At 56.1% G+C, this 23,214-nt stretch carries 24 protein-coding genes and 1 tRNA gene; 2 read left to right on the top strand and 23 right to left on the bottom strand.

The genetic code is table 11. The annotated features are described in order from the left end of the window. Positions 1-15 precede the first annotated feature (15 nt). Positions 16-1,557 (top strand): hypothetical protein, encoded by a 1,542-nt coding sequence (locus A2V21_312520; protein OIJ72667.1) that lies wholly within the window; start codon positions 16-18, stop codon positions 1,555-1,557. A 52-nt stretch (positions 1,558-1,609) separates the two neighbouring features. Here the strand turns inward: A2V21_312520 and A2V21_312515 are convergent, their stop codons facing one another. The 22 genes from A2V21_312515 to A2V21_312410 form a co-directional block, all read right to left on the bottom strand. After that, positions 1,610-3,214 (bottom strand): RNA helicase, encoded by a 1,605-nt coding sequence (locus A2V21_312515; GenBank protein ID OIJ72666.1) that lies wholly within the window; start codon positions 3,212-3,214, stop codon positions 1,610-1,612. 321 nt (positions 3,215-3,535) lie between these two features. Beyond that, a complete protein-coding gene (locus tag A2V21_312510) occupies positions 3,536-4,759 on the bottom strand; it encodes a DNA polymerase IV (GenBank protein ID OIJ72769.1) in 1,224 nt (407 codons plus the stop codon). An 11-nt stretch (positions 4,760-4,770) separates the two neighbouring features. After that, positions 4,771-5,004 carry a hypothetical protein gene (locus A2V21_312505; protein ID OIJ72665.1) on the bottom strand — a complete coding sequence of 78 codons (234 nt, stop codon included), beginning with the start codon at positions 5,002-5,004 and terminating at the stop codon, positions 4,771-4,773. Then, complete coding sequence (locus A2V21_312500; GenBank protein OIJ72664.1) at positions 5,001-5,615, bottom strand: repressor LexA; 615 nt, start codon at positions 5,613-5,615, stop codon at positions 5,001-5,003. The genes A2V21_312505 and A2V21_312500 overlap by 4 nt, the downstream gene beginning before the upstream one ends. Before the next feature lie 239 nt (positions 5,616-5,854). After that, positions 5,855-6,736: a monofunctional biosynthetic peptidoglycan transglycosylase gene (locus A2V21_312495; protein ID OIJ72663.1), complete on the bottom strand. Its 882-nt coding sequence runs from the start codon at positions 6,734-6,736 to the stop codon at positions 5,855-5,857. 86 nt (positions 6,737-6,822) lie between these two features. Beyond that, positions 6,823-8,034 (bottom strand): cofactor-independent phosphoglycerate mutase, encoded by a 1,212-nt coding sequence (locus A2V21_312490; GenBank protein ID OIJ72662.1) that lies wholly within the window; start codon positions 8,032-8,034, stop codon positions 6,823-6,825. Between the two features lie 224 nt (positions 8,035-8,258). Next, positions 8,259-9,329 (bottom strand): threonine synthase, encoded by a 1,071-nt coding sequence (locus tag A2V21_312485; GenBank protein OIJ72768.1) that lies wholly within the window; start codon positions 9,327-9,329, stop codon positions 8,259-8,261. Beyond that, positions 9,316-10,641 (bottom strand): homoserine dehydrogenase, encoded by a 1,326-nt coding sequence (locus A2V21_312480; GenBank protein OIJ72767.1) that lies wholly within the window; start codon positions 10,639-10,641, stop codon positions 9,316-9,318. The genes A2V21_312485 and A2V21_312480 overlap by 14 nt, the downstream gene beginning before the upstream one ends. Positions 10,642-10,679: 38 nt before the next feature. After that, on the bottom strand, positions 10,680-11,873 hold the full coding sequence (locus A2V21_312475) for an alanine transaminase (protein ID OIJ72661.1): 1,194 nt from the start codon (positions 11,871-11,873) through the stop codon (positions 10,680-10,682). Between the two features lie 20 nt (positions 11,874-11,893). Further along, the gene (locus A2V21_312470; protein ID OIJ72660.1) at positions 11,894-12,748 is read right to left on the bottom strand and encodes a lipoyl synthase; all 855 of its coding nucleotides are present in this window, start codon (positions 12,746-12,748) and stop codon (positions 11,894-11,896) included. Positions 12,749-12,869: 121 nt separating this feature from the next. Continuing rightward, entirely contained in the window at positions 12,870-13,490 is a 621-nt protein-coding gene (locus A2V21_312465; protein OIJ72766.1) for a hypothetical protein, read from the bottom strand. 180 nt (positions 13,491-13,670) lie between these two features. Further along, positions 13,671-13,910, bottom strand: a complete 240-nt coding sequence (locus A2V21_312460; GenBank protein OIJ72765.1) for a hypothetical protein — start codon at positions 13,908-13,910, stop codon at positions 13,671-13,673. A gap of 319 nt (positions 13,911-14,229) precedes the next feature. Beyond that, positions 14,230-15,486 carry a serine hydroxymethyltransferase gene (gene glyA / locus A2V21_312455; GenBank protein OIJ72659.1) on the bottom strand — a complete coding sequence of 419 codons (1,257 nt, stop codon included), beginning with the start codon at positions 15,484-15,486 and terminating at the stop codon, positions 14,230-14,232. A 55-nt stretch (positions 15,487-15,541) separates the two neighbouring features. Further along, positions 15,542-15,994 (bottom strand): ribose 5-phosphate isomerase B, encoded by a 453-nt coding sequence (locus A2V21_312450; GenBank protein OIJ72658.1) that lies wholly within the window; start codon positions 15,992-15,994, stop codon positions 15,542-15,544. Positions 15,995-16,062: 68 nt separating this feature from the next. Then, positions 16,063-17,298 carry a beta-ketoacyl-[acyl-carrier-protein] synthase II gene (locus tag A2V21_312445; protein OIJ72657.1) on the bottom strand — a complete coding sequence of 412 codons (1,236 nt, stop codon included), beginning with the start codon at positions 17,296-17,298 and terminating at the stop codon, positions 16,063-16,065. A 102-nt stretch (positions 17,299-17,400) separates the two neighbouring features. Then, positions 17,401-17,637 (bottom strand): acyl carrier protein, encoded by a 237-nt coding sequence (locus A2V21_312440; GenBank protein ID OIJ72656.1) that lies wholly within the window; start codon positions 17,635-17,637, stop codon positions 17,401-17,403. 99 nt (positions 17,638-17,736) lie between these two features. Then, positions 17,737-18,477, bottom strand: a complete 741-nt coding sequence (locus A2V21_312435) for a 3-oxoacyl-[acyl-carrier-protein] reductase (GenBank protein OIJ72655.1) — start codon at positions 18,475-18,477, stop codon at positions 17,737-17,739. Positions 18,478-18,509: 32 nt separating this feature from the next. Further along, positions 18,510-19,451: a [acyl-carrier-protein] S-malonyltransferase gene (locus A2V21_312430; GenBank protein ID OIJ72654.1), complete on the bottom strand. Its 942-nt coding sequence runs from the start codon at positions 19,449-19,451 to the stop codon at positions 18,510-18,512. Positions 19,452-19,493: 42 nt separating this feature from the next. Next, positions 19,494-20,465, bottom strand: a complete 972-nt coding sequence (locus tag A2V21_312425; protein ID OIJ72653.1) for a 3-oxoacyl-ACP synthase — start codon at positions 20,463-20,465, stop codon at positions 19,494-19,496. A gap of 3 nt (positions 20,466-20,468) precedes the next feature. Beyond that, positions 20,469-21,503 (bottom strand): phosphate acyltransferase, encoded by a 1,035-nt coding sequence (locus tag A2V21_312420; protein OIJ72652.1) that lies wholly within the window; start codon positions 21,501-21,503, stop codon positions 20,469-20,471. Positions 21,504-21,598: 95 nt separating this feature from the next. Continuing rightward, positions 21,599-21,784, bottom strand: a complete 186-nt coding sequence (locus tag A2V21_312415; protein OIJ72651.1) for a 50S ribosomal protein L32 — start codon at positions 21,782-21,784, stop codon at positions 21,599-21,601. A gap of 89 nt (positions 21,785-21,873) precedes the next feature. Next, entirely contained in the window at positions 21,874-22,398 is a 525-nt protein-coding gene (locus A2V21_312410) for a hypothetical protein (GenBank protein OIJ72650.1), read from the bottom strand. A 116-nt stretch (positions 22,399-22,514) separates the two neighbouring features. On the opposite strand from A2V21_312410, the gene A2V21_312405 reads away from it, so the two are divergent. Continuing rightward, positions 22,515-22,588: transfer RNA gene (locus tag A2V21_312405), tRNA-Gln, on the top strand. A 345-nt stretch (positions 22,589-22,933) separates the two neighbouring features. Here the strand turns inward: A2V21_312405 and A2V21_312400 are convergent. Further along, the gene (locus tag A2V21_312400) at positions 22,934-23,128 is read right to left on the bottom strand and encodes a hypothetical protein (GenBank protein OIJ72649.1); all 195 of its coding nucleotides are present in this window, start codon (positions 23,126-23,128) and stop codon (positions 22,934-22,936) included. Between the last annotated feature and the right edge of the window lie 86 nt (positions 23,129-23,214).

Raw genomic sequence — 23,214 nt, 5'->3', positions numbered from 1 at the left:
TCCGGAGGTACTAAAATGTGGGCCAGGATACTGAAGCCCGGCCGCAACTGCTTTGAGAACTCTGGCGTCAATGAAGCGGGCGTCTACGTGGACGGCGGCGAGTACTACACCGCCTTCTACCGCGCTGCCCTCAAGGCCCGGAAGTACATAATTATCTCTGGATGGCAGTTCGACAGCGAGGTACAGCTCCTGCGCGGGGCAGAGGCCCGGCACGCGAGGCGCGAAGTAAGGATGCTCAGGTTCCTGGACCTGCTCTGCAGGAAGAACCCGGAGCTAAGGGTCTACATACTCGCCTGGGACTTCAGCCTTATCTTCATGCACGAGCGCGAATGGATGCAGGAGCTGGTCTTCAACTGGTCCACCAGCGAACGCCTTCACTTCCGCTTCGACGACAAGCACGCCATAGGAGCGAGCCAGCACCAGAAATACGTCGTGATAGACGGTACAATAGCCTTCCTTGGCGGCATGGACATCTGCGCCGGAAGATGGGACACCAGGGCCCACCTCGCCACTGACCCCGACAGGATAAACCCTGACGGCGGCCATTACGGCCCGTACCACGACATACAGGCCTACTTCACCGGCCCTCTCGTTCTGACCATCTCAAAGATGTTCGAGGCGCGCTGGAAAGTAACTACCGGAGTTGCCCCCGGCCTCAAAGCGCCGCTGGAAGGCGATTATCTGCAGCGCGGCATCGGCTCGGAGATATCGGCGCGCCGCGCCGCCCTCAGCAGGACCCAGGGGAAGACATTCATAAAGGAGCTTGAGCCGGTAAAAGAGATACGCGCCCTCTACATAGACGCCATAAGGTCGGCGAAACGGCTCATCTACATCGAAACCCAGTACTTAAGCTCCCACGCCATATACCGCGCCCTTGCCGAAAGGATGGAGGACATATCCGCCCCGAGGCTCAATATAGTGATAATGCTCCCGAAAAAACAGAACGCCCTCGTCGAGACGATATCCATCGGTCTCCTGCAATCGCGCATACTGAGCGTGCTCAGGCAGACGGCCAGGCGCATGGGGCACTCCTTCGGGGTCTACTACTCTACCGCCTTCGACGAGGCAGGCGAAGAGGTGCCGGTATACATACATTCAAAGCTCATGATAGTGGACGACAGGTTCCTGACGATCGGTTCGGCCAATGGCACGAACAGGTCCATGGGCCTCGATACTGAATTGAATATCTCATGGGAGGCATGCTCGCTCCGGGACTTAAAGCTCCTGAGGTCGATAAGGCGTTTCAGGACCGGCCTGCTGATGGAGTTCATCGGACCGGGAGAAGGTGTAGACAGACGGAGGCTCGGAAGGAACAGGCGGCTGGTCGACTACCTGGACTCTCTGGCGGATACAAAAGTATACCGCATACAGCGTCACTCATTAAGCCCGTATCTGGCCGGCAACGAAGTGCTCCAGGCCTTTGACGAGCTTGTGTTCGACCCGGATCGGGCGGTCATTGAGGAGAATGTATTCGAGATATTCTCGCCTGATATCGCCTCGGTCTTCGCTGAGGGGATCACCTTCCTCAAGAACCTTTTCAGGAAAAAGACTGGGTGAAATAACAAAAGGCCCTGGGAAACCAGGGCCTTTTTGTTGGATGCGGATGCCCTTATCTCCCGAAAGCCTTGGGCTTTGCCGGCGCCACGGCGACCTTTCTTCCGGAGATTATCGAGCGGTGCAGGTACTCGATGACCTTCTCAGCCGTGTTCCTCGGCACCTCGACAAAGGTGAACGTATCGAATATGCTTACCTTCTTTATCTGCTGCCTGGGAAGGTCAGCCTTCTTTGAGATGGCGGTTATGATATCGGCCTGGCTTACCCCCTGTTCCTTGCCGATGGTCAGGAACAGCCTTGCCATACCCGGAGAGGCGCCGGTATCGTCCAATGAAACGGCCTCAGGCTGCTCGGCGGAAGGCTTTTCAAAGCCCTCGAACTGGAACTTAAGGAGCGCGGCCAGCGCTTCGACCGGCTTTATCTTCTCGGAGAGCCGCTCGGCCAGGGCAAGGAACTTGTTGAAGCCCTTGTCGTCGATGAATACGTTTATCTTCTCTTCAAGCGAGGTTATCCTCGCGCCCATGACCTCTTCCCTGCTTGGGAGCTTGCCCCTTTTTATAACGGCCTTCGAGGCGGCCTGTATCTGCCGGAGCTGGCGGTCTTCCCTTGGAGTGACGAAGGTTATGGCGATCCCTTCCCTGCCGGCCCTTCCCGTGCGCCCGATCCTGTGCACGTATGATTCAGGGTTCTGGGGTATCGAATAGTTTACCACGTGGGAGATGTTGCTTATATCGAGGCCGCGCGCGGCGACGTCCGTCGCCACGAGTATGTCCACCTTTGATGCCCTGAACTTCTTGAGGACCGCCTCCCTCTGAGCCTGGGTGTAGTCCCCGTGCATGGCGTCAGCATCGTAGCCCCGGAGCCTCAAGTGAGTCACTACCTCGTCGACTTCCCTCTTGGTGTGGCAGAATACGAGGAACATCCCTTCGGCGTCGAAGTCGATGAGCCTTGAAAGCGCGTCCAGCTTATCAGAGTTCCTGACCTCGTAGACTATCTGTTTTATCTTGGAGGCCGTGAGCGTGTCGGAGGCTATGCGTATGCGCTCAGGGGTCTTCATGTAGCGCTTGGATATCCTCAGGACCTCTTCCGGCATGGTGGCCGAGAAAAGGAGCGTCTGCCTGCTATCCGGGGTCTCCTTCAATATCCTGGTGATGTCGTCGACGAAGCCCATATCGAGCATCTCATCCGCTTCGTCAAGGACGACCATCTTTACGTCCTTGAGCTTGAGGGTCTTGCGCTCGATGTGGTCGAGCACCCTGCCCGGCGTGCCTACGACCACATGGACCCCCTTGGCGAGGGCCTTTATCTGCCTTTCTATCGAGGTGCCGCCATAGACAGGCAACGCGTGGACCCTCTTGAACGCCCCGAGCTTATTCATCTCCTCGGCAGCCTGTATGGCAAGCTCCCTTGTGGGGGCGAGTATTATAGCCTGAACAGCGTTAAGCCCCCGCTCTATCTTTTCGACTATCGGTATGCCGAAGGCCGCCGTCTTTCCTGTACCGGTCTGTGCCTGTCCTATTATGTCCTTATTCGCAAGGAGCACCGGTATCGTCTTTGCCTGTATCGGGGTAGGCTCCTCAAACCCCATCGAGCCGATCGCTTTCAGGACCTCGCTTGATAAGCTGAAATCGTTAAAACCCTTCTTTTCCTTGCTTTCCAATTTGCCTGCAATCTCCTTTTTACCAGCTTTGTATGTCAATTGTATAATATAACATAAAAACAGACGGTTTGGCAAAGGAATACCCTAAGTTTTAAAGAGGGTTTTTTAATGGACAAAATAAAAGGGCCGGGAGTCTATTAGACTCCCGGCCAAGGAGGGGGAACAGCAACAACTCTTCCAGTGAGTCGCGCCTGAAAAAACTTTAACACAGTTTTCAGGGTTGTCAATCCGGCTTACGAAAAACCGGGGCTCGGGGTAAAATCGTTTTACAAGCAAAGCCGTCTTTCTGGGTAAAAAACAATTTTTTAAGGTTCCCTGTGATCACTTCACGTTCACCCTTTTTACACCCTCAGGCCTCCAGGACGGCGAGATGACACCGCTCCTTTCCTCCCAGGGGTCCTCCTCCAGGAGCGTTGCCCATGTAATGGTCGATCCCCCGAAAGACCTGTTCACCGCGTCCATGGCCGAAAGGAGCCTCTCGCGAGCGCGGTCCTCCTCGAAAAGCGGTATCTGCAGGCTGGATTTGACCATATCCGATATCGAAACACCCAGGAGCCGCACAGCCGTCCTCAAGCGTATCGCCTCCAGTATGCCAAGGACCCAGGCATATATGGCGCGCGTGTCGTTGGTGGGCTCTGCAAGGGTCTTCTGCCTTGAGAAGGTATAAAAGTCAGGATACCTCACCGTAAGGCAGACCTTTCTGCCCTTTAAATTATGCTCGCGCGCCCTGGCGCCGACCATCTCAGATAGCTTGAGTATGTATTTCCTTATGGCCGCCCTGTCGGCTACGTCGGCCGGCAGTGTCATCGAATGGCCCACGCTCTTGGCCTCCTCTTCCTGCCCTATCGGGACCACCACGCTTCCGTATATCCCCTGCCCCATATCTTTAAGCCTCTCGCCTATTATGCCGAAGCGCTCCCTGAGGATACTGGCCGGTGCCCTTCCGAGCTCTCCGCAGGTCGCTATACCCATGGCGTTGAGCTGCGCGGTAAGCCTGGGGCCTATACCCCAGAGCTCTCCGACGGGCAGCCCTTCGAGGAGAGAAGGCACATCCTCCTCGCCGATTATTACCAGGCCGTCGGGCTTTTTCATGTCAGAAGCGAGCTTTGCGAGTAGCTTATTTGGGGCTATGCCTACCGAGCAGGTAAGGAGGCTACCTATCTCCGCCCTTATCCGTGCCTTCACCGAGGCCGCGATAACTGACGGAGGTCCGAAGGCCGATGAGCAGCCGGTTATATCGACGAAGGCCTCGTCTATCGAGTATGCCTCGACCTTCGGGGAGAACGACTTCAATATCTCCAGCATACATACGGAGGTATCCATATACTTCCTGTTGTCCCCGATAACGAATATGAGCGGCGGGCAGGCCCTTTTTGCCTCGGCCTTGTTCATCCCGGTCTTTACTCCGAACTTCCTGGCCTCGTATGAGGCGGTCGTCACCACCGTCCTCTGCGCCGAGCCTATGACGGCTATCGGTTTCCCGCGCAAGGACGTGTTGGCCTGCTGCTCGACCGAGGCGAAAAAGGCGTTCATGTCGACGTGCATTATAACGGGCGTCACGGCAGGACCTCTTCAAGGGACCACTTGAGCGTAGACTGGTTGTAGGCAAGCTCGTAGAGGGATGAACCGTCGGAGACGGAGAAATGGAGTATCTTGGCGCTCCCGTCCCTGGAGGCCCAGGTATAGGTTATATCCTTGATACCGTATACGCGCCCGCGCCACTTGAACTTGGCTGGCTTAAGCCCCTTGTCAAAGACCGCCACGACCTTTACAGGCTCGCCGAGCTTCATCTCTCAAGCCGCCTTATTACCGATATGACCTTGCCCACGATAGAAAACTCGTTCCCCTCGCATACTTCGATAGGCGCCATCGTCGGGTTCTCCGGCTTTAATATCATCTTTTTGCCGCTCCTCGAAAACCTCTTGACCGTCGCCTCGTTATTTACGAGGGCCACGACTATCTCTCCATCCAGGGCATCCGGCTGTGGGCGGACGACAACGAAGTCCCCGTCTGATATCCCGGCGCCGACCATGCTCTCCCCTTCCACCTTAAGGAGAAATGCCTCCCTGCACTTGAAAAAGCGCTCGTCGAGCACGACATGGCCCATGATATCCTCGACAGCCTGTTGTGGGGCGCCTGCCCTGACCCTTCCGGCTATAGGGATGGAAACACCGTCCCGTATCCACGGGTCGAGCAGTTCTATAGCCCGCGAGGCCCCGGCCGCCCTTTTTATGAAGCCCTTTTTCACGAGCGCGTCGAGGTGTTTTGCCGCGTTCTTTGGCCCGCTTATGCCGAACCTCGCACAGATGTCCCTCAAGGAAGGCGGGTAGCCCGCCTCCCTTATGAACCCACGGAGGAAGTCCAGTATCTCTTTCTGCCGTGATGTAAGTGTGTTTTCCATAGGGTAATATATGTTACCCTATAATAGCCCAGCTTGCTTAAGATGTCAATGGGATGATGGCAGGAAGAAAAAGCATGAGGTAACCTGTGTAACTATTTGATAATAATATATGTTTTTCTCTCAAAACCTTTCTCCGCGCTGCCGTGCGGCTTAGAGGGTTCTATTTTAAAGACAAAAAAATCCCCTCACTTTGAAAGGCAAGGGGAAAATGATTGTCTTGAGATGAACTTGCCAGGACTTCAATTCCCTTGCGGGACGGCGTCAGTCCCAGGGTTGGGAAAGCTCTGTGAGGCAGGCTCAGGGGCAGGTACAGGCTCTGCATCTGCCTCTAAAGGATCCGCAGGGGCAGGTTCAACGGGCTGCCCCTGGTCTGCCGCCTGTTCTGGCTGGGCAGGGATCTCTATCGCTGGCTCGGCCTCGATCTCCTCAAACTCCTGTATCACGATGCCGCGCCTGACCATGATGCTATAGATGAGATTTGCCCTTCTATCGACAAAGCCCTGTGTACCCGAGGCGTTAAGCCTCCTCGGATTAGGGAGCACTACGGCGAGCCTCGCGGCCTCCATCGGCGTAAGCTCAGCGGCTGATTTGCCGAAGTGGTGGCGGGATGCGGCCTCCACCCCGAAGACCCCATCGCCCCATTCGGCCACGTTAAGATAAAGCTCAAGTATGCGCCGCTTGGAGAGCGTCCGTTCGAGCTTCCAGGTGATGACAGCCTCCCTCACCTTCCTTACCGGCGACTTGGTCGGCCGGAGGTAGAGGTTCTTGGCGAGCTGCTGGCTTATCGTAGACCCGCCTGCTTTGAGTTTGCCGGCCTTAAGGTCCTTTTCAATGGCCTTCTGCATCGCCTCGAAGTCAAAGCCTTCGTGGCTCCAGAACTTGTCATCCTCCGCCAATATGACCGCCTTGGTCATGTAAGGCGATATCCTGGAATAGGGCACCCATACCTGGTAGATCTTCCGCTTCTTTTTCTTGGCCGCCCACTCCGCCTCCCTGTACTCCATCATGGCGGTCTTCTTCGGGTTCTCTTTCTTGAGATTGGAGACACCTGGGATGAAGACCAGATAAAGGACTACAAGAATGGATATAAAGGCGAGGACGGCGTAACCGGCTTTTTTCATCTTACGGCTCATCTCTGATAAGAACCCATCCTGTAAAAAAGGCCCGCAAGCTCTTTGCGGGCCTTATGGAGACTTTTAAAAACCTCTCAGGCGAGCGCCTTCTCGGCCTTTCCGTAGAACTCTTCGGCGAGGGCGGCGCAGTCATCCACGACCACGCCCGAAGCCTTGGCGTTCCTCTCGCAATACTTGACCGTGCCGCCTGACATGCCGCTCCTGTAGAGGACGAACGGGACCGCGTCAGGGGTATGGGTCTTTATGGCTATCGGCGTCGGGTGGTCAGGCAGCACCATGACGACGTAATCGCCTAAGCGCTCAGCGCCCTTTAATACCGGCCCGACTATCTTTGCGTCGAAGTCCTCTATGGCCTGGAGCTTGTCCTTCAAGTTGCCGTTGTGCCCTGCCTCGTCCGGGGCCTCGATATGGACGCAAACGAAGTCACCCTTCTCAAGAGCCTTGATGGCGGCCTCTGCCTTGCCGTCGTAATTGGTATCTATATAGCCTGTCGCCCCGGGGACCTTCAGGACCTCGAGCCCGGCGTATATGCCTATGCCCTTCATGAGGTCAACCGCCGATATGATGGCCCCGTCGACTCCGAACCTCTCCTTAAGCGTAGGCATGGCCGGGGCGCTCCCCTGCCCCCAGAGCCAAATGGATGTAGCCGGCTTTTTCCCGGCAGCCACCCTTCTCTTATTTACCGGGTGCTCCTTTAGTACCGCTCTTGATAGCTCCATAAGCCTTACGAGCTTCTCCGCGCCCTTGCCCTTTGGCAGATGGCTATCTATAGCCTTATCAGAGATATCATGCGGAGGGGTGGTCTTTAAATCCTTTGCCCCATCCTTCCAGACCATAAGGTGCCTGTAACTCGTGCCTGGATAGAAGCGCACACCCTCATTGGAGAGGGCCTTGTCGAGGTCAAGGACTATTTCGCTGGCGTCCTCTGTCGTTATATGGCCGGCGCTATAGTCTCCCATGATGGCAGCGCCGTCCTTCTCGATGAGCGTTACCATGTTGCACCTGAAGGCTATATCCGTGGGGCCGAGCTTTACCCCGATGGAGGCGGCCTCAAGCGGGGCCCTGCCAGTATAGTACTTTGCCGGATGGTAGCCGAGGACGCTTAAGTTCGCGACATCGCTTCCAGGTGAGAAGCCATCCGGGACGCTTCTGAAGAGGCCGAGCTTGCCTGCCCCGGCCAATCTATCGATATTGGGCGTTTTCGCGTATTCAAGCGGCGTTTTACCGCCGAGCTCGGCTATGGGGCTATCGGCCATGCCATCGCCTATCAAGATTATATATTTCATTCGAGTTCTCTTCCGCTCCAGGCTACTGAAAAAGTCCATCTGCATCGTTGTCTTCGTCGCTCGTCACTGCGGCGTACATAAAAAGTACGCCTCATTCCTCGCTCCCCGGTTTAACGGGGGCCTCGCATATGGAACTTTTTGAGCAACCTGAATAAAATCTGTGTTTTTCAGCAACCGCTGAACCGTTGATCAGTACTGATTATACCAGAACCGCGACAAACGGATTAAAAACCCATCACCTTTAGTATCTTCTTCGTGTCAGCCGGCACCTTTACAGGCTTCTCAGACGATTTCAATGCTATATCAGGATCCTTCAGGCCGTGTCCGGTGAGCGTGCATACGACGGTGTCGCCGTCGTTCAACACCCCTTCCTTCTTCATCTTTATCACCCCGGCAAGGCTGGCGGCTGAAGCCGGCTCGCAGTAGACGCCCTCACGTGAGGCGAGGAGCTTATATGCAACGAGTATCTCCGCGTCGGTTACCAGATCTATAATACCGCCGCTTTCGTCCCTGGCCCTCAACGCCCCGTCCCAGCTCGCCGGGTTGCCGATCTTTATGGCGGTGGCTATCGTCTCCGGGTGCTCAACGGGCCTTCCGAGGACTATCGGGGCCGCGCCCTCTGCCTGGAAGCCCATCATCTTCGGCAGGTTAGAGATTATGTTCTCGTTATGGTACTGCTTGTAGCCCTTCCAGTAGGCGGTAATGTTACCGGCGTTGCCCACCGGGAGGAAGTGGTAGGTCGGAGCATACCCGAGGTGTTCGCAGACCTCGAAGGCGCCTGTCTTCTGCCCCTCTATCCTGAACGGGTTGATCGAGTTCACCATCTTTACCGGATAGTCGCCGGTTATTTCCTTCACGATCTGAAGGGCCTCGTCGAAGTTGCCCTTTATCTGCAGCACAAGCGCGCCGTGCATTATCGCCTGCGAGAGCTTGCCCATGGCGATAGAGCCGTCCGGCACGAGGACGAAGGCCTTCATGCCTGCCTTTGAGGCGTAGGCGGCAGCGGCGGCAGAGGTGTTGCCGGTGGAGGCGCAGATGATGGCCTTTGCCCCCTCCTCCCTCGCCTTGGATACCGCCATCGTCATGCCGCGGTCTTTAAACGAGCCGGTCGGGTTGAGCCCCTCGTACTTAAGGAGCAGCCTCAGGTCCCCGAATATGTCCTTCAGGTTTACGCACTCGATAAGGGGCGTATTCCCTTCAAGGAGGGTCGTTATCGCCTCGTCGCTTATCTCAGGGAGAAAGTCCCTGAACTCCCTAATGACGCCGCCCCAAAGCCCTTTTCTAGTTAGCTGCACCAAGGTTCTCCTCTATCCTTATGTAGACGATCTTGTCGTGTATTATGTCCATGGTCGATATCTCTGCTATCGCGGCCCTGAGCTCCTTTTCAAGGGCGTTATGCGTCAATATCACAAGCGGTACCGCGCCGCCTACCTTCCTGTCCCTCTGTATGACCGAAGATATGCTTATGTTGTGCTTGCCAAGGACCCCCGATATCTTCGACAGCGCACCCGGCCTGTCCATCGCGAGGAAGCGTATGTAATATGGTATCTCAAGCGTCTCCGTACTTTTAAGCTCAACGGCCCTCACCGCCTCTTCAGGGCATGACAGCGGAGGGACCCTGCGTGGGGAGTTCGTGGAGATGTTCCTCGCTATGTCCATTATGTCGGCCACGACCGCGCTCGCGGTCGGCATCATACCGGCGCCCATGCCGTACAGAAGCACAGAGCCCACCGCGTTGCCCTTGAGATAGATGCCGTTAAAGGCGCCGTCAATGGTCGCGAGAGGATGGTTCGCCGGTATCATGGTCGGGTGCACCCGGGCCTCAATCTTCCCGTCGACCGATTTGGTTATCGCAAGCAGCTTTATCCTGTAACCGAATTCCCTGGCGAACTTTATGTCGAGCTGGCTTATGCTCGATATGCCCTCTGTATAGATGTCCTCTATCCTTATGTACGTCCCGTACGCGAGGTTAATCAGTATCGCGAGCTTGTGGGCGGTGTCTATCCCCTCCACGTCGTAGGTTGGGTCCGCCTCGGCGTAGCCCTTCTCCTGGGCTCTCCTCAATACGTCCTCGAACTTGCCCCCTTCGTTGGTCATCTTCGAGAGGATATAGTTCGCGGTACCGTTTATTATGCCGTATATCGACTCTACCCTGTTCGCGGCAAGCCCTTCGCGGAGCGCCTTTATTACCGGTATGCCGCCGCCCACGCTCGCCTCAAAGCCTATGTCGACCCCCTTTTCGGCGGCCTTGGTGAATATCTCTTTTCCATGCGTCGAAAGAAGCGCCTTGTTGGCAGTGACGACGTGCTTGCCGCGCTCGAGGGCCTCCATTATGAAGTCCTTGGCGATGCCCGTGCCTCCGACCAGCTCGATCACGACCGATATATCCGGGTCGTTTATGATATCCCTGGCATCTGTGGTGAGGACGCCTTCTTCAACTCTTATGCCCCTGTCCCGGTTGACGTCCCTGTCGGCTATCTTTTTAAGGACGATCTCGCACCCCAGCTTGTTGCTTATGACAGAGGCGTTCTCCTTCAAGACCTTCACTACACCCGTGCCAACGGTGCCGAAGCCGATGAGCCCGACGTTTATCGCGCGGAGCGCCATGGAATCTTTCATGACGGCATTCTCTTTTTCGGAGGTGATCATCCGATGACCTGCTTGACTGAAGACTCGAAGGCCTTCTTTATGCACTTGGCCGCCTGGCGCACCCTGTGCTCGTTCTCTACGAGGGCGAGCCTTACGTAATCGTCGCCGTACTCGCCGAAGCCTATTCCGGGTGAGACCGCGACCTTTGCCTTGTTAAGGAGGAACTTCGAGAACTCAATGGATTTCATCGCGGCAAATGGCTCCGGTATCTTGGCCCACACGAACATGCTCGCCTTTGGCTTTTCTATCTCCCAGCCGGCCTTGCCGAAGCTCTCTATGAGGGCGTTCCTCCTCGACTCGTATATCTTGCACATCTCGGAGACGCACTCCTGCGGGCCGTTAAGGGCTATGATGCCCGCTATCTGTATCGGCTGGAACATGCCATAGTCGAGATAGCTCTTTATCCTGGTGAGAGCGGCTATCATCTTCCTGTTGCCCACGGCGAAGCCAACCCTCCAGCCCGGCATGTTGTAGCTCTTGGAGAGCGTGAAGAACTCAACACCCACGTCCTTGGCGCCGGGTACTTCGAGGAAGCTCGGGGCCTTGTACCCGTCAAATACGATGTCGGCATAAGCGAGGTCGTGGACGACCATCAGGTCGTTCTCCTTCGCGAAGTCGACTATCTTTACGAAAAAGTCCCTGTCTACCACCAGGGTCGTGGGGTTATGGGGGAAGTTTATTATCAGCATCTTCGGCCTGGGCCAGGTCTGCTTTACGGCCTTCTGCAGCTCATCGAAAAAATCGACGCCCGGCAACAAAGGTATGCTCCTTAAGTCGCCGCCTGCGATGATGACCGAGTAGGCGTGGATCGGGTATGTGGGGTTGGGCACAAAGACCACGTCCCCCGGCCCGATTATGGCGAGGGCAAGGTGGGCTATCCCCTCCTTCGAGCCGATGGTCGCCACCGCCTCGGTCTCAGGGTCTATCTCCACGTTAAACCGGTTCTTGTACCAGTCGGCTATGGCGAGCCTGAGCTTATATATGCCCCTTGAGGCCGAATACCTGTGGTTCCTCGGGTTGTGGGCGGCCTCTACGAGCTTGTCGACTATATGTCCGGGGGTCGGCTGGTCGGGGTTGCCCATGCCGAAGTCGATGATGTCCTCGCCCCTTTTCCTGGCGGCCACCTTAAGATCCGTCACTATGTTGAAGACATAGGGGGGAAGCCTTTTTATCCTGTGGAACTCTTCCATTTCCCGCGCACCTTTCAAAGTCAGTCTGATATCCTGTTTAATAGCTTCTCAGCGTTATAAGAGCTTCTCACGAAAGTCCCGGAGTATACGTGCTGGAAGCCTATGCTTCTGCCGTACTCCTCGTATTCCTTGAAGACCTCCGGCTCTACGTACTCCACTACTTCGAGGCTCTCCCTTGTGGGCCTCAGGTACTGGCCTATGGTCACCGCGTCGCAGCCGGCGCTCTTAAGGTCCCTTAGAAGGCTCCTGACCTCTTCCCCGGTCTCTCCGAGGCCGACCATTATGCCGGATTTCGTCAAGATGCCCGGGCGACGGGCAGAACAGATGACCTCAAGGGACCTCTGGTAGTCTGCCTGCGGCCTTACCCTGGGGTAAAGGGACGGGACCGTCTCGAGGTTGTGGTTAAAGATATCCGGGCCGGCCTCAAGAACGGTCGAAAGCGCCTCTTTTTCCCCCTTGAAATCAGGGGTCAGCACCTCTACTAAAATGCCCGAAATGTTATCCTTAACCGCCTTGATTGTCAAGGCAAATTGCCCCGATCCGCCATCCGGAAGGTCGTCCCTGGTGACCGATGTTATGACCACATGCTTGAGTCTCATCTCGGAGGCCGCAAGGGCTATGTTAGCCGGCTCATGGGGGTCTACCAGCAGCGGACTGCCCGATTTATCTATCGAGCAGAAGCCGCAGGTCCTGGTGCAGACGTCCCCCAATATCATGAAAGTGGCCGTCGGCTTAGAGAAGCATTCGCCTATGTTGGGGCACCTGGCCGACTCGCAGACCGTATGGAGGTTCCTCTTCCGGAGGATGGATTTCACCTCATGGAGCTTATCAGAGGGCCCGAGGGTCTTTTTTGCCCATGGTGGAAGTCTTTTCATATTTGGAATACAAGTCCGTTATGCCCGAAATTGGTTGATTTGCGTATGTTTTAGAATATCATTTTGGGGCGGGTTCTGCAATACAACAACTTAGGGTGCGGGCTGGGGGGGCGGGGCCGGGCTACAGCTCCAATTCCCTCAAAAACCCCGCACTCGACGGGGCTTCCGGGTTATCTTTCAGGTATTTCAGGTCCTCAGCCCTGTCTATATCATGCCATGTGTCGAGGAGGGCGCATTTTAGAGAGGCCTGCCTTGCCCTTGCGATCGAATCATCGAGCACCGAGCTTGAGCCCCAGATGATATCACTGAAAAGGCATCCGGCAGGGCCTTTGAGAGCGATGAGGTAATACCCTCCATCCATTGCCGGGCCAAAGACCACATCCGAGCCGTCAAGCGCGAGGATAGACCCTGATATGAATGCGATTGGGAGGTCTGGCGTATCCGAGCCTATCATCGAGACCCTATTGTAGCCAGCTGAAAAAAGCCGCATGAAGGCATCGCTCATCCGCTCACCAAGGCCTCCCCCGGCCTGCTCAAAGATAGATATCCCTTCAGGCACCAGGGCCCTTACCTCCTCCTCCGATGCCTGTGTGTAAGCGGCAAAGGGGTCGATGCCCTTTAAAGGAGTTATCCTACCGAAGGTGTCCTTGAGGAAACACCGGTAAAGCGAGGCCGCCTCCTCGCTCGTTAACGGAGGGACGAGCCTGGTCTTTACAGCGCCCGGCCTCGGGTACTTCATCATGACGACAAGGGCCGCCTTGCCCACTTCTATTTCACGACCTTGAGCCTTGCCTGCCTCTCCTTCTCCTTCTTCTCAGAGCACTCAGGGCAGGCATACCTCTTCTCGTGCTTGACCGTAAGCCTGTCGTAGTCCTTGTCGACGGCTACCCTGGTCACGTTCTCCGTCGTCTTCCCGCAGAAATCACACTTTAACATAGACCTCACCTTCTTTCCTGTATACGCTCCTTGGCGTCAAGCCTGAGCCTTCGAGCGCCTTTTTCGCATCATCAAAGGCCTCGCCTTTTAAACGGATGACCAGCCCGCACGCAGAATCGAGCGCCTTCGGTACTGGCAACAACCTGAAAGGGAGACCGGCCTTTTTAAGTATCTCCTCGGCCTTTAGCGCCCTGTGGGCGGAGCCGAAGCCCAAGATAAACTCCATGAGCAAACAATTAGCAGATTTCAGCGGATAGCGCAAGTAGTCAGAATTCAGCGATAAAAAAAGGCCTGCCGTTGGTACGGAAGGCCTTACCTTGATCAATTCTTTTTTTCAAAAGACCTTTTGCGCGCTACCGCGCTTTTTTGGGCATAAGGCTCCGCTCGCTGTCTGCCTCCTGCCTCCTCGCTCGCCGCTTACGTCGCTCGGGTTTACAGCCTTGCTCCAGTTTGCCCGGCTCGCTCGCCCTTCCCCCGGCCTTATGCGAGCTACGCGTTATGCCCCCTTCAGATTTAAAACAAAACTTCAAAAAAATGAAACTGCCCTAAACAGTAGCCTTATCGAGCCTGCTGGTATAGAACGGGAACCTGGAGCAAAGCTCCTTTACCTCGGCCTTGATGGCAGCCAAAGCCGTCTCGTCCGACCTCTGCTTCAGGGCCCTGTCGATCAAGCCGGCTATTATACTCATCTCGGCCTCTTTCATGCCCTTGGTGGTGGCGGCAGGCACACCGATCCTCACGCCGCTTGTGACAAACGGGCTCCTGGTCTCGAACGGGATGGTATTCTTGTTCACGGTTATGCCGGCCTTCACAAGGGCCTCTTCGCCTTCCTTGCCTGTTATGTCCTGCTTCGTGAGGTCCACGAGCATCAGGTGGTTGTCGGTGCCGCCTGAGACGAGCGAATAGCCCCTGTCCATGATCTCTTGCGCGAGGACCTTGGCGTTGGCAAGAATCTGCTTCTGATAGGTGGTGAATGACGCATCGAGCGCCTCCTTGAAGGCGACCGCCTTTGCCGCTATCACATGCATGAGGGGGCCGCCCTGTATGCCGGGGAATATCTGCTTGTCTACGGCCTTCGCGAACTCTTCCCTGCACATTATCATGCCGCTTCTCGGCCCGCGGAGCGTCTTGTGGGTAGTGGTGGTAACGAACTCGGCATAGGGGACCGGGCTCGGGTGAAGGCCCGTTGCCACAAGGCCGGCTATATGGGCGATATCTACCATGACCTTTGCCCCGACCTCGTCAGCCACTTCCCTGAACGCCTTGAAGTCGATTATCCTCGGGTACGCGCTCGCGCCGACCACGATGAGCTTTGGCCGATGCTTCTTCGCAAGCGTCCTCGCCTGGTCCATGTCTATCCTGTGGTCGTCGGGACGGACGCCGTAGAAGACTATGTTATAGAGCTGGCCTGAGAAGTTCACCGGGCTCCCGTGGGTAAGATGGCCCCCGTGGGAGAGGTCCATGCCCATGACGGTCTCGCCGGGCTTTACAGTCGACATGTAGACTGCCATGTTGGCCTGCGAGCCTGAATGGGGCTGCACGTTCACGTGGTCTGCCCCGAAAAGCTTCTTCGCCCGTTCTATAGCGAGCCTCTCGACTATGTCGACGAACTCGCAGCCGCCGTAATAACGCTTTCCGGGGTAGCCTTCAGCGTACTTGTTGGTCATTACGCTTCCGGCGGCTTCCAGCACGGCTTCGCTTACGAAGTTCTCGGACGCTATGAGCTCGAGCTTCCACTCCTGCCGTTCGGTTTCAAGCCGTATCGCTTCGAAGACCTCCGGGTCGAATTCCTTGAGAGCCATCTTTTTAGAGCCTCCGTGTTAAAATACTTTCAAAAAAAAGAAAAAACGCAGGTTGCTATTTGTGGTTCCTCTTCTCTATCTCGGTTATCTTATCGAGCCGCTTCTGGTGCCTGCCGCCCTCGAACCTGGTCTCTATCCAGGTCCTGAGCATCTCTCTGGCGAGCCCCTTGCCGACTATCCTGCCGCCGATGACGAGGATATTCGCGTCATTGTGCTCTTTGGCCATCCTGGCGGTAAATACATCGGCTACGAGAGCGGCCCTGACGTTCTTGAACTTGTTGGCGAGTATGCTCATGCCTATCCCGGTGCCGCAGACCAGAATGCCCCTGGCTATCTCGCCTTTTGAGACCTTTTCCGACAAAGGTATGCCGTAGTCAGGATAGTCCACGGACTTGTCGTCGTTAACGCCCATGTCGAGGACATCCACGCCCATGGAGGAGAGAAATTCCTTCAGGTCATCCTTGAGTTCCCTGCCTGCGTGGTCGCTGGCTATGGCAATCTTTTCCATCAAAAGACCCCTTGGATGCTTATAATCAAATTATCCGTCTTTTCTGAGACCGAGACAAGGGTTTTGGCCTACTCGAAGCGTTTAAAGGCGAGGACCCCGTTGGTGCCCCCGAAGCCGAAGGAATTGGAGAGGGCCACCTTCATCCTGGCATCCCTCGCAACGTTCGGGACATAATCCAGGTCGCACTCCGGGTCAGGGGTGGTATAGTTGATGGTCGGCGGGAGCACGCCGAGGTAAAGGGAGAGCGCCGTAAAAGCCGCCTCTATGCCTCCGGCTGCGCCAAGGAGATGGCCTGTCACGCCCTTTGTGGAGCTTACCGCAAGCTTCCGGGCGTGCTCCCCGAAGACGGTCTTTATCGCCATGGTCTCGTAAAGGTCGTTATAATATGTAGAAGTGCCGTGAGCGTTTATGTAGCCAACTTCATCCGGGTTTACACCGGCGCTCTTCAAGGCCATCTTCATGCACCTGGCAGCCCCTTCGCCATTCGGCGCAGGCGTGGTCATGTGGTTGGCGTCGGCGTTCAACCCGTAGCCCACCACCTCGGCGTATATCTTCGCCCCTCTTTTCCTGGCGGACTCCATCTCTTCGAGGACCAGCACCCCGCTCCCCTCGCCTATTACAAAGCCGTCCCTGTCCTTGTCAAAAGGCCTGCTCGCAGCCTGAGGGTCGTCGTTCCTGGTGGAAAGGGCCTTCATGGAGTTGAAACCGGCAACGCATAGCGGCGTGATGGTCGACTCGGTCCCGCCCGCGATCATCACATCGGCCATGCCGGTCTGGATGAGCCTGCAGGCGTCTCCTATTGAATGGGTGCCGGTAGCGCAAGCCGTAACCGCGCAGCTATTGGGTCCCTTGGCGCCGAGCTTTATTGAGACCTGACCGGAGGCCATGTTTATGATGACCATGGGTATGAAAAACGGGGTGATCCTGTCGGGCCCCTTCTCCCTGAGCACGTTATACCAGTTCTCGATCGCAGGGAGGCCGCCTATGCCGGCGCCTATGCAGACGCCGACCGATTCGGCGTTCTCTTCCGTTATCTTAAAGCCGGAGTCCTCAAAGGCCATACAACTAGCGGCAAGGGCGTACTGGATGAAGAGGTCCATCTTCTTGACCTCTTTCTTCTCGATATACTGGAGCGGATCGAAGTCAGGGACCTCCCCGGCTATCCTTACCGGAAAGTCCTTTATATCGAAACGGGTTATCTCCCGTATGCCGGAGCGCCCCTCGATAGCGGCCTGCCAGGATTTATCAACCCCTGCGCCGAGCGGGCTTATGATGCCTATGCCTGTTACTACTACCCTTCTCATCTTCTATTATCCCGGGTCTTAAATAAATCCGCCGCAGAGGCTTGTGCTAAAGGCCTCCCGGCGGAATTGAAAGAATGCGGAAAAAACGGCGAGAAGACCGGCTTACTTGCCTGTCTTCTTCTTTATGTACTCCACCGCGTCCTGGACTGTCTTTATCTTCTCGGCGTCCTCATCCGGGATCTCGATCCCGAACTCCTCTTCAAAGGCCATGACCATCTCGACCGTGTCGAGCGAATCAGCTCCAAGGTCGTCGACGAAAGAGGCCGGGGAAGTCACCTCTTCCTCGGTCACGTCCAACTGGTCTATTATTATCTTCTTGACCTTATTCTCAACAGACATTGATATCCCTCCACAATATTATTCATGAAAAAAACGATTATTAGCCAGACCAAATGTATAACACCCATGAGGTTGACTTGTCAATTCTTTAGATATGCTTTACATCGCCATTCCGCCGTTGATATCGATGACATGGCCGGTTATGTAGCTCGACGCGTTGGAGGCGAGGAATAAGACCCCGTTGGCGACGTCAGCGGGGCCGCCGAGCCTGCCTAATGGTATCCTCGCCATAAGCTCCTCTTTTACCTTGTCGGAGAGGGCGTCTGTCATGGCGGTCTCTATGAAGCCCGGGGCAACGGCGTTGCAGGTTATGTTCCTGCTCGCGAACTCCCTGGCGACCGTCTTGGTGAGCCCAATGAGGCCCGCCTTGCTCGCGGAGTAGTTGGCCTGTCCGGCGTTGCCTATCTCACCCACCACCGAGGCGATGTTTATTATCCTGCCCCAGCGCATCTTGGTCATGTATTTAAGCACCGCCTTCGTGCAGTTGAAGGCGCCCTTGAGGTTCACGTTCAGCACCGCGTCCCAGTCCTGTTCCGTCATCCTCAATATGAGCCCGTCCCTGGTTATTCCGGCGTTGTTGACGAGGATATGGATGGCCTCCATCTCCTTGAAGACACGCTCGGCCATCTCCTCGCAATCTTTAAGGCTCGTGACGTCGACCTTGAGGGCCATCGACTTCCTGCCCATCGCCTTGATCGCGTCAGCCGCCTCCTGGGCCTTCTCCAGGTTTACGTCTATTATGACCACGTCCGCCCCGTAAGAGGCGAGCTTTTCCGCTATCGATCTGCCTATGCCCTGGCCGCCTCCGGTCACGAGCGCTACCCTGCCGCTTACATTCATCCCTGACCCTCCCTGATCAAAAATTTACACATCTACGCCCCGAGCACGCCCAGGACCTTCTCCAGGTCAGCCGGTTCGCTCAAGCTCAAGGCGTTGATATCCTTCTCTATCCTTTTAACAAGGCCGGCAAGCACCTTTCCCGGGCCCACCTCGATTATCGTATCAACGCCGTCGGCCTTCATCGCCCTTACGGTGTCCACCCACCTTACGGGGCTTATTAGCTGAAGGCACAGAAGCTCTTTTATCCTCGCGCTGTCAATAAGCGGCGCGGCCTCGACGTTCGTATATACCGGGGCCTTCAAACCGTTCAACGTTATCCTGTCGAGCTCCTCACCGAGCCTCCCAGCGGCCTTCTCCATGAGCGGCGAATGGGATGGGGCGCTCACCTGCAAGGGGATGACCCGCTTTGCCCCGCGCTCTTTGGCAAGGTTCGCGGCGATATCGACGGCTGCGGCGTGGCCAGATATGACAATCTGCTCGGGGCTGTTTATGTTGGCTGGAACTACCCTGGCGGAATCCATGCTCGCGGAATCGCAGATAGCCTCGACGGCTCCGAGGTCAAGTCCGAGTATAGCGCACATCTTGCCGACGCCCTGCGGGACGCTCTCCTGCATGAACTTTCCCCTCAGGTGCACCAGGCGCACGGCGTCGCTGAAATCGAGCGCGCCCGCGGCGACAAGCGCCGTATACTCGCCAAGGCTGTGACCCGCGAAGCAGACCGGCGTAAAAGCGCTCTTCTCCCTCAAGGCCAAAAGGACGGCTATAGAAGCCGTAAGGAGGGCCGGCTGAGTGTACTCGGTCTTGTCGAGCATCTCCTGCGGGCCGTCGAAGGCGAGCCTGGCGAGGTCCATGCCCATCGCATCATTTGCCTTTTCAAAGATACTCCTGGCGCTTTCAGAAGAATCGAAAAAACCCCTGGCCATCCCGACGGACTGCGAACCCTGGCCCGGAAAAACAAAGGCTGTCTTGCTCAATTGCTTATCTCCATGCTGGTCTCTAACAAGTAAAAAGACGGCTTACCACCTGAGGGCTGCTGACGCCCATGTGAGCCCTCCGCCGAAGGCGACAAAGAGGACGATATCGTTATCCTTCACCTTGCCTTCCCTCACGGCCTCGTCAAGGGCTATGGGGATGGAACCGGCCGAGGTATTGCCGTATCTTTCGAGGTTCGTGAATACCCTGTCTTCCGTAAGGTGAAGCCGTTCCCTGGCGGCGTTTATTATCCTCATATTGGCCTGGTGGGGGATAAGGAGGGAGATGTCCTCGGAAGTTAGCCCCGTCTCCTCCATGACCTCCTTTATGGCCTGCCCCATCGTCCTTACCGCGAGCTTGAAGGTCTCGTTGCCGTTCATCACGAGGTATTCTGGCCCGGCCCCTTCTTCGAACGGGTTCGGCGGGCAGGTGCTCTTGCAATAGAGCATGTCCCAGTGCCTGCCGTCGGAATGTATGCGGGTAGAGAGCACCCCTTTTGAGCCTTTTTCAGCGGAGAGGACGACCGCGCCGGCGCCGTCGCCGAAAAGGACGCACGTCGTCCTGTCCTTCCAGTCTATGAGCTTGGAGAACCTGTCAACGCCGATGACAAGGGCCTTTTTGGCCCCGCCTGACTTAAGATACTTGTCTGCTATATCGAGAGCGTAAAGGAAGCCTGAGCAGGCCGCGGAAACATCGAAGGCAGCTGCCCCGGCGCGGATGCCGAGCTGGGACTGGACTGAGCAGGCGGTTGACGGGAATGCCATATCAGGCGTTACGGTGCCTACTACGACAAGATCTATATCCTTTGCCTGTACCCCGGCGGCCTTCAGAGCCGCCTTTGCCGCCTTGGAAGCCATGTCGGAGGTAGGCTCATCGACCGCGATCCTCCGCTCTTTTATGCCTGTGCGGGTGGCGATCCAGTCGTCGGAGGTCTCCACCATCTTCTCCAGGTCGTGGTTGGTGAGCACCCTGGCGGGCACGTATGAGCCTGTGCCTATGACCCTTGACCTCAACATCCGTTAGCTCCCGGAAGCGGCCTCGCTCCGGCCCAGCTTCATAAGGTCATGGTATTTTTCTATCTCTTCCATGAGGTGTAGGTTGACCCTGTTTTTGGCGTACTCATGAGCCCGAAGAATAGCGTTACGCATGGCCTTGGCGTTCGACCTGCCGTGGCTTATGATGCACACGCCCTCTATGCCAAGGAGCGGCGCTCCGCCGTACTCCGCGTAATCCATCTTTTTCTTGAGGTTCCGGAAGGCGCCCCTGGAAAGGAGGTAGCCAAGCCTTGCCGGAAGGCTCGCCATGATCTCGTTTTTAAGCATGGTCGTTAAGGCCTCTACAAGGCCTTCGCTGAGCTTGAGGACGACGTTTCCGACGAAGCCGTCGGCTACGACCACGTCTACTTCGCCATGGTATATGTCCCTGCCCTCGACGTAGCCGATATAGTTTATGGAGGAGCCCTTCAAAATGGCATGGGCCTCTCTCGTCAGCTCGTTCCCCTTACCCTCCTCTTCTCCGTTGGAGAGGAGGCCGACCCTGGGCCTGTCCTTCCTGAGGACGTACCTGGCGTAGACGTCGCCCATGAGCGCGAACTGAAACAGGTGCACGGGCTTGCAGTCGACGTTGCCGCCAACGTCCAGGAGCACCGCCTGGTCTTTCATGGTGGGCACGCTCACGGCGATAGCGGGCCTGTCAACGCCCTTTATCTTCTTGAAGAGGAATATGCCGGCTGCCATGGCGGCCCCGGAGTTGCCGGCGCTTACCACAGCCCCTGCTTCGCCCGAGCGCACGAGGTCGAAACAGACCCGGAGCGACGAGTCCTTCTTTTTCCGTATGGCCTGTGCTGGGGATTCGTCCATGCCCACCACCTCGGAGGCGTGGACTATGGAGATATTGGGGGCGGAGGCATTGTGTCTTCCGAGCTCGTCTTCCACGCGCGCCCTGTCGCCCACAAGGATGATGGGGATATTCAGTTCGCTCGCGGCCCGGATGGCCCCTTCAACAACCACGGCGGGGGCATGGTCCCCGCCCATCGCGTCAACGGCTATCTTCATACCTGTTTGGCTGAGAACGCAAAAAAGTGTGCCGCTCCCATGGAGCAGGGCGCGTGGCCCCGCCAGGAAGCTGGTTGGGTTGAAGGATGCACGCCTTAGATGGCCTCTTCCTTCTTTATCACAGTCCTGCCCTTATAGGTGCCGCAGCTCGGGCAGACGTGATGGGGGCGCTTTGGCTCGCCGCACTGGGGGCAAGTGGAGACCGCCGGAGCGGACAGTGAATCATGGCTCCTTCTCTGCCCCCTTTTGCACTTGGAATGTCTCTTCTTTGGATTCGGCATCTGAAAAACCTCTCTTTTCTGTTTCGTTCCGGGTCCATATCCTTATATAGGATTTGGCACCGCTCTTCAATAAGAAAAAACAAAAAAAACTACTTTACCTTGAAATCCTTGAGCTTCGCGAACTTCGAATCGGTCTTCTCATCGCGGCCGCAGCCGCAGTCGCCGAGGTTTAAGTCAGCGCCGCACCTGGGGCAAAGCCCCTTGCACTCTGTAGAGCAAAGGGGCTGCATCGGCAGTTCCAGGGATATCTGTCCGAGGAGAAGCTCGCTGGTGTCGAGCGTGTCGCCGCTTATGTAGTTCACGTCCATGTCAGCGGCCTTAAGCTCTTTTTCCTTTTCCGGCTCCGCCCCCCTTTCGTAATATGAGGCGAAATCGGCGTCAAAGGGATAATCGAAGTCCTTCAGGCACCTGCTGCAGTTAAGGTGGATTCCGGTCTTTATTTCACCGCTAACAAAGATACTCCTGCCCTTCTTCGATATCTCAAGGTGGGCGGCAACAGGGGAAGAGAAGCTGAAGTAAAGTTTGCCGCCGGCAAGGCCGTCGAATACGGCCCCATCCTCTTTAAGGTCGAGAGAAAACCCGGACTCCGGTATGTCGTCTATGTTTATCTTCATATTATGCCGTCCCGTATAAAGACCTAAAAGTATACAAAAAAACCTTCGCCATTGTCAACAAAATTTACTTGACTTTACGCTCAGGATAATTATATTAGATTATCTGTCCAAACGCCTGGGGGATCGTCTAACGGCAGGACAACGGACTCTGACTCCGTTTATCTAGGTTCGAATCCTAGTCCCCCAGCCAATTTAAAAGCCCTGTAATTCTAACGAGTTACGGGGCTTTTCTTTATCTTCTTTTTTAGTGCCTCTTTCCTCTAAGGGGTATTTGTCCAGCATCTGTCCAGTTTGGACAAAATAAAAAAGCCGCCCACCTTTTCAGGGAGCGGCCTTCCGGCAAGGAGCCGTGGTAGGCGTGGGGAGGGTCATACGGCAGCATCATAATCTTTAAGGCATGGGTGCTCGCCCCAGGGTGAAACCTCCTCGCCGTGGAAACTCAAGGGAGCTGCGCAATGGTCACAGAGACGACCTTCTTTTTTATTTACGAAATCAAAAACCGATGAGCATCGTGTGCATCCGTAAACCATCATATCTAAGACCTCCGTCCTGTTTTGCCGGGTGTGTTCCGTCTCTCCGGTAGAACCACCAACGATATGAGCCTATCGACCACCTTGAGGTATTCCCGCCGTATTCTGGCCATTGCTTCCCGGTCCTCGCGGTAATGCGCCTGGACGGAAAGGCGGTCGAGCCTCTTTTCCTCTACCCATAGAGCCTTGAGCCTGTCCATCGTCCATTCAGAGCCTTTCCATCGCCAGCGTGCCCTCCAGCGTGCCTGCTGGAAGATAGAAAACGGTTTTCAGGGCTATCGGTCAG

The sequence above is a fragment of the Deltaproteobacteria bacterium GWC2_55_46 genome (assembly GCA_001595385.3).
Classification (GTDB): Bacteria; Desulfobacterota; GWC2-55-46; order GWC2-55-46; family GWC2-55-46; genus UBA5799.
Note: the sequence above shows the minus strand (reverse complement) of the source record. Positions and strands in the feature narration are given on the sequence as shown.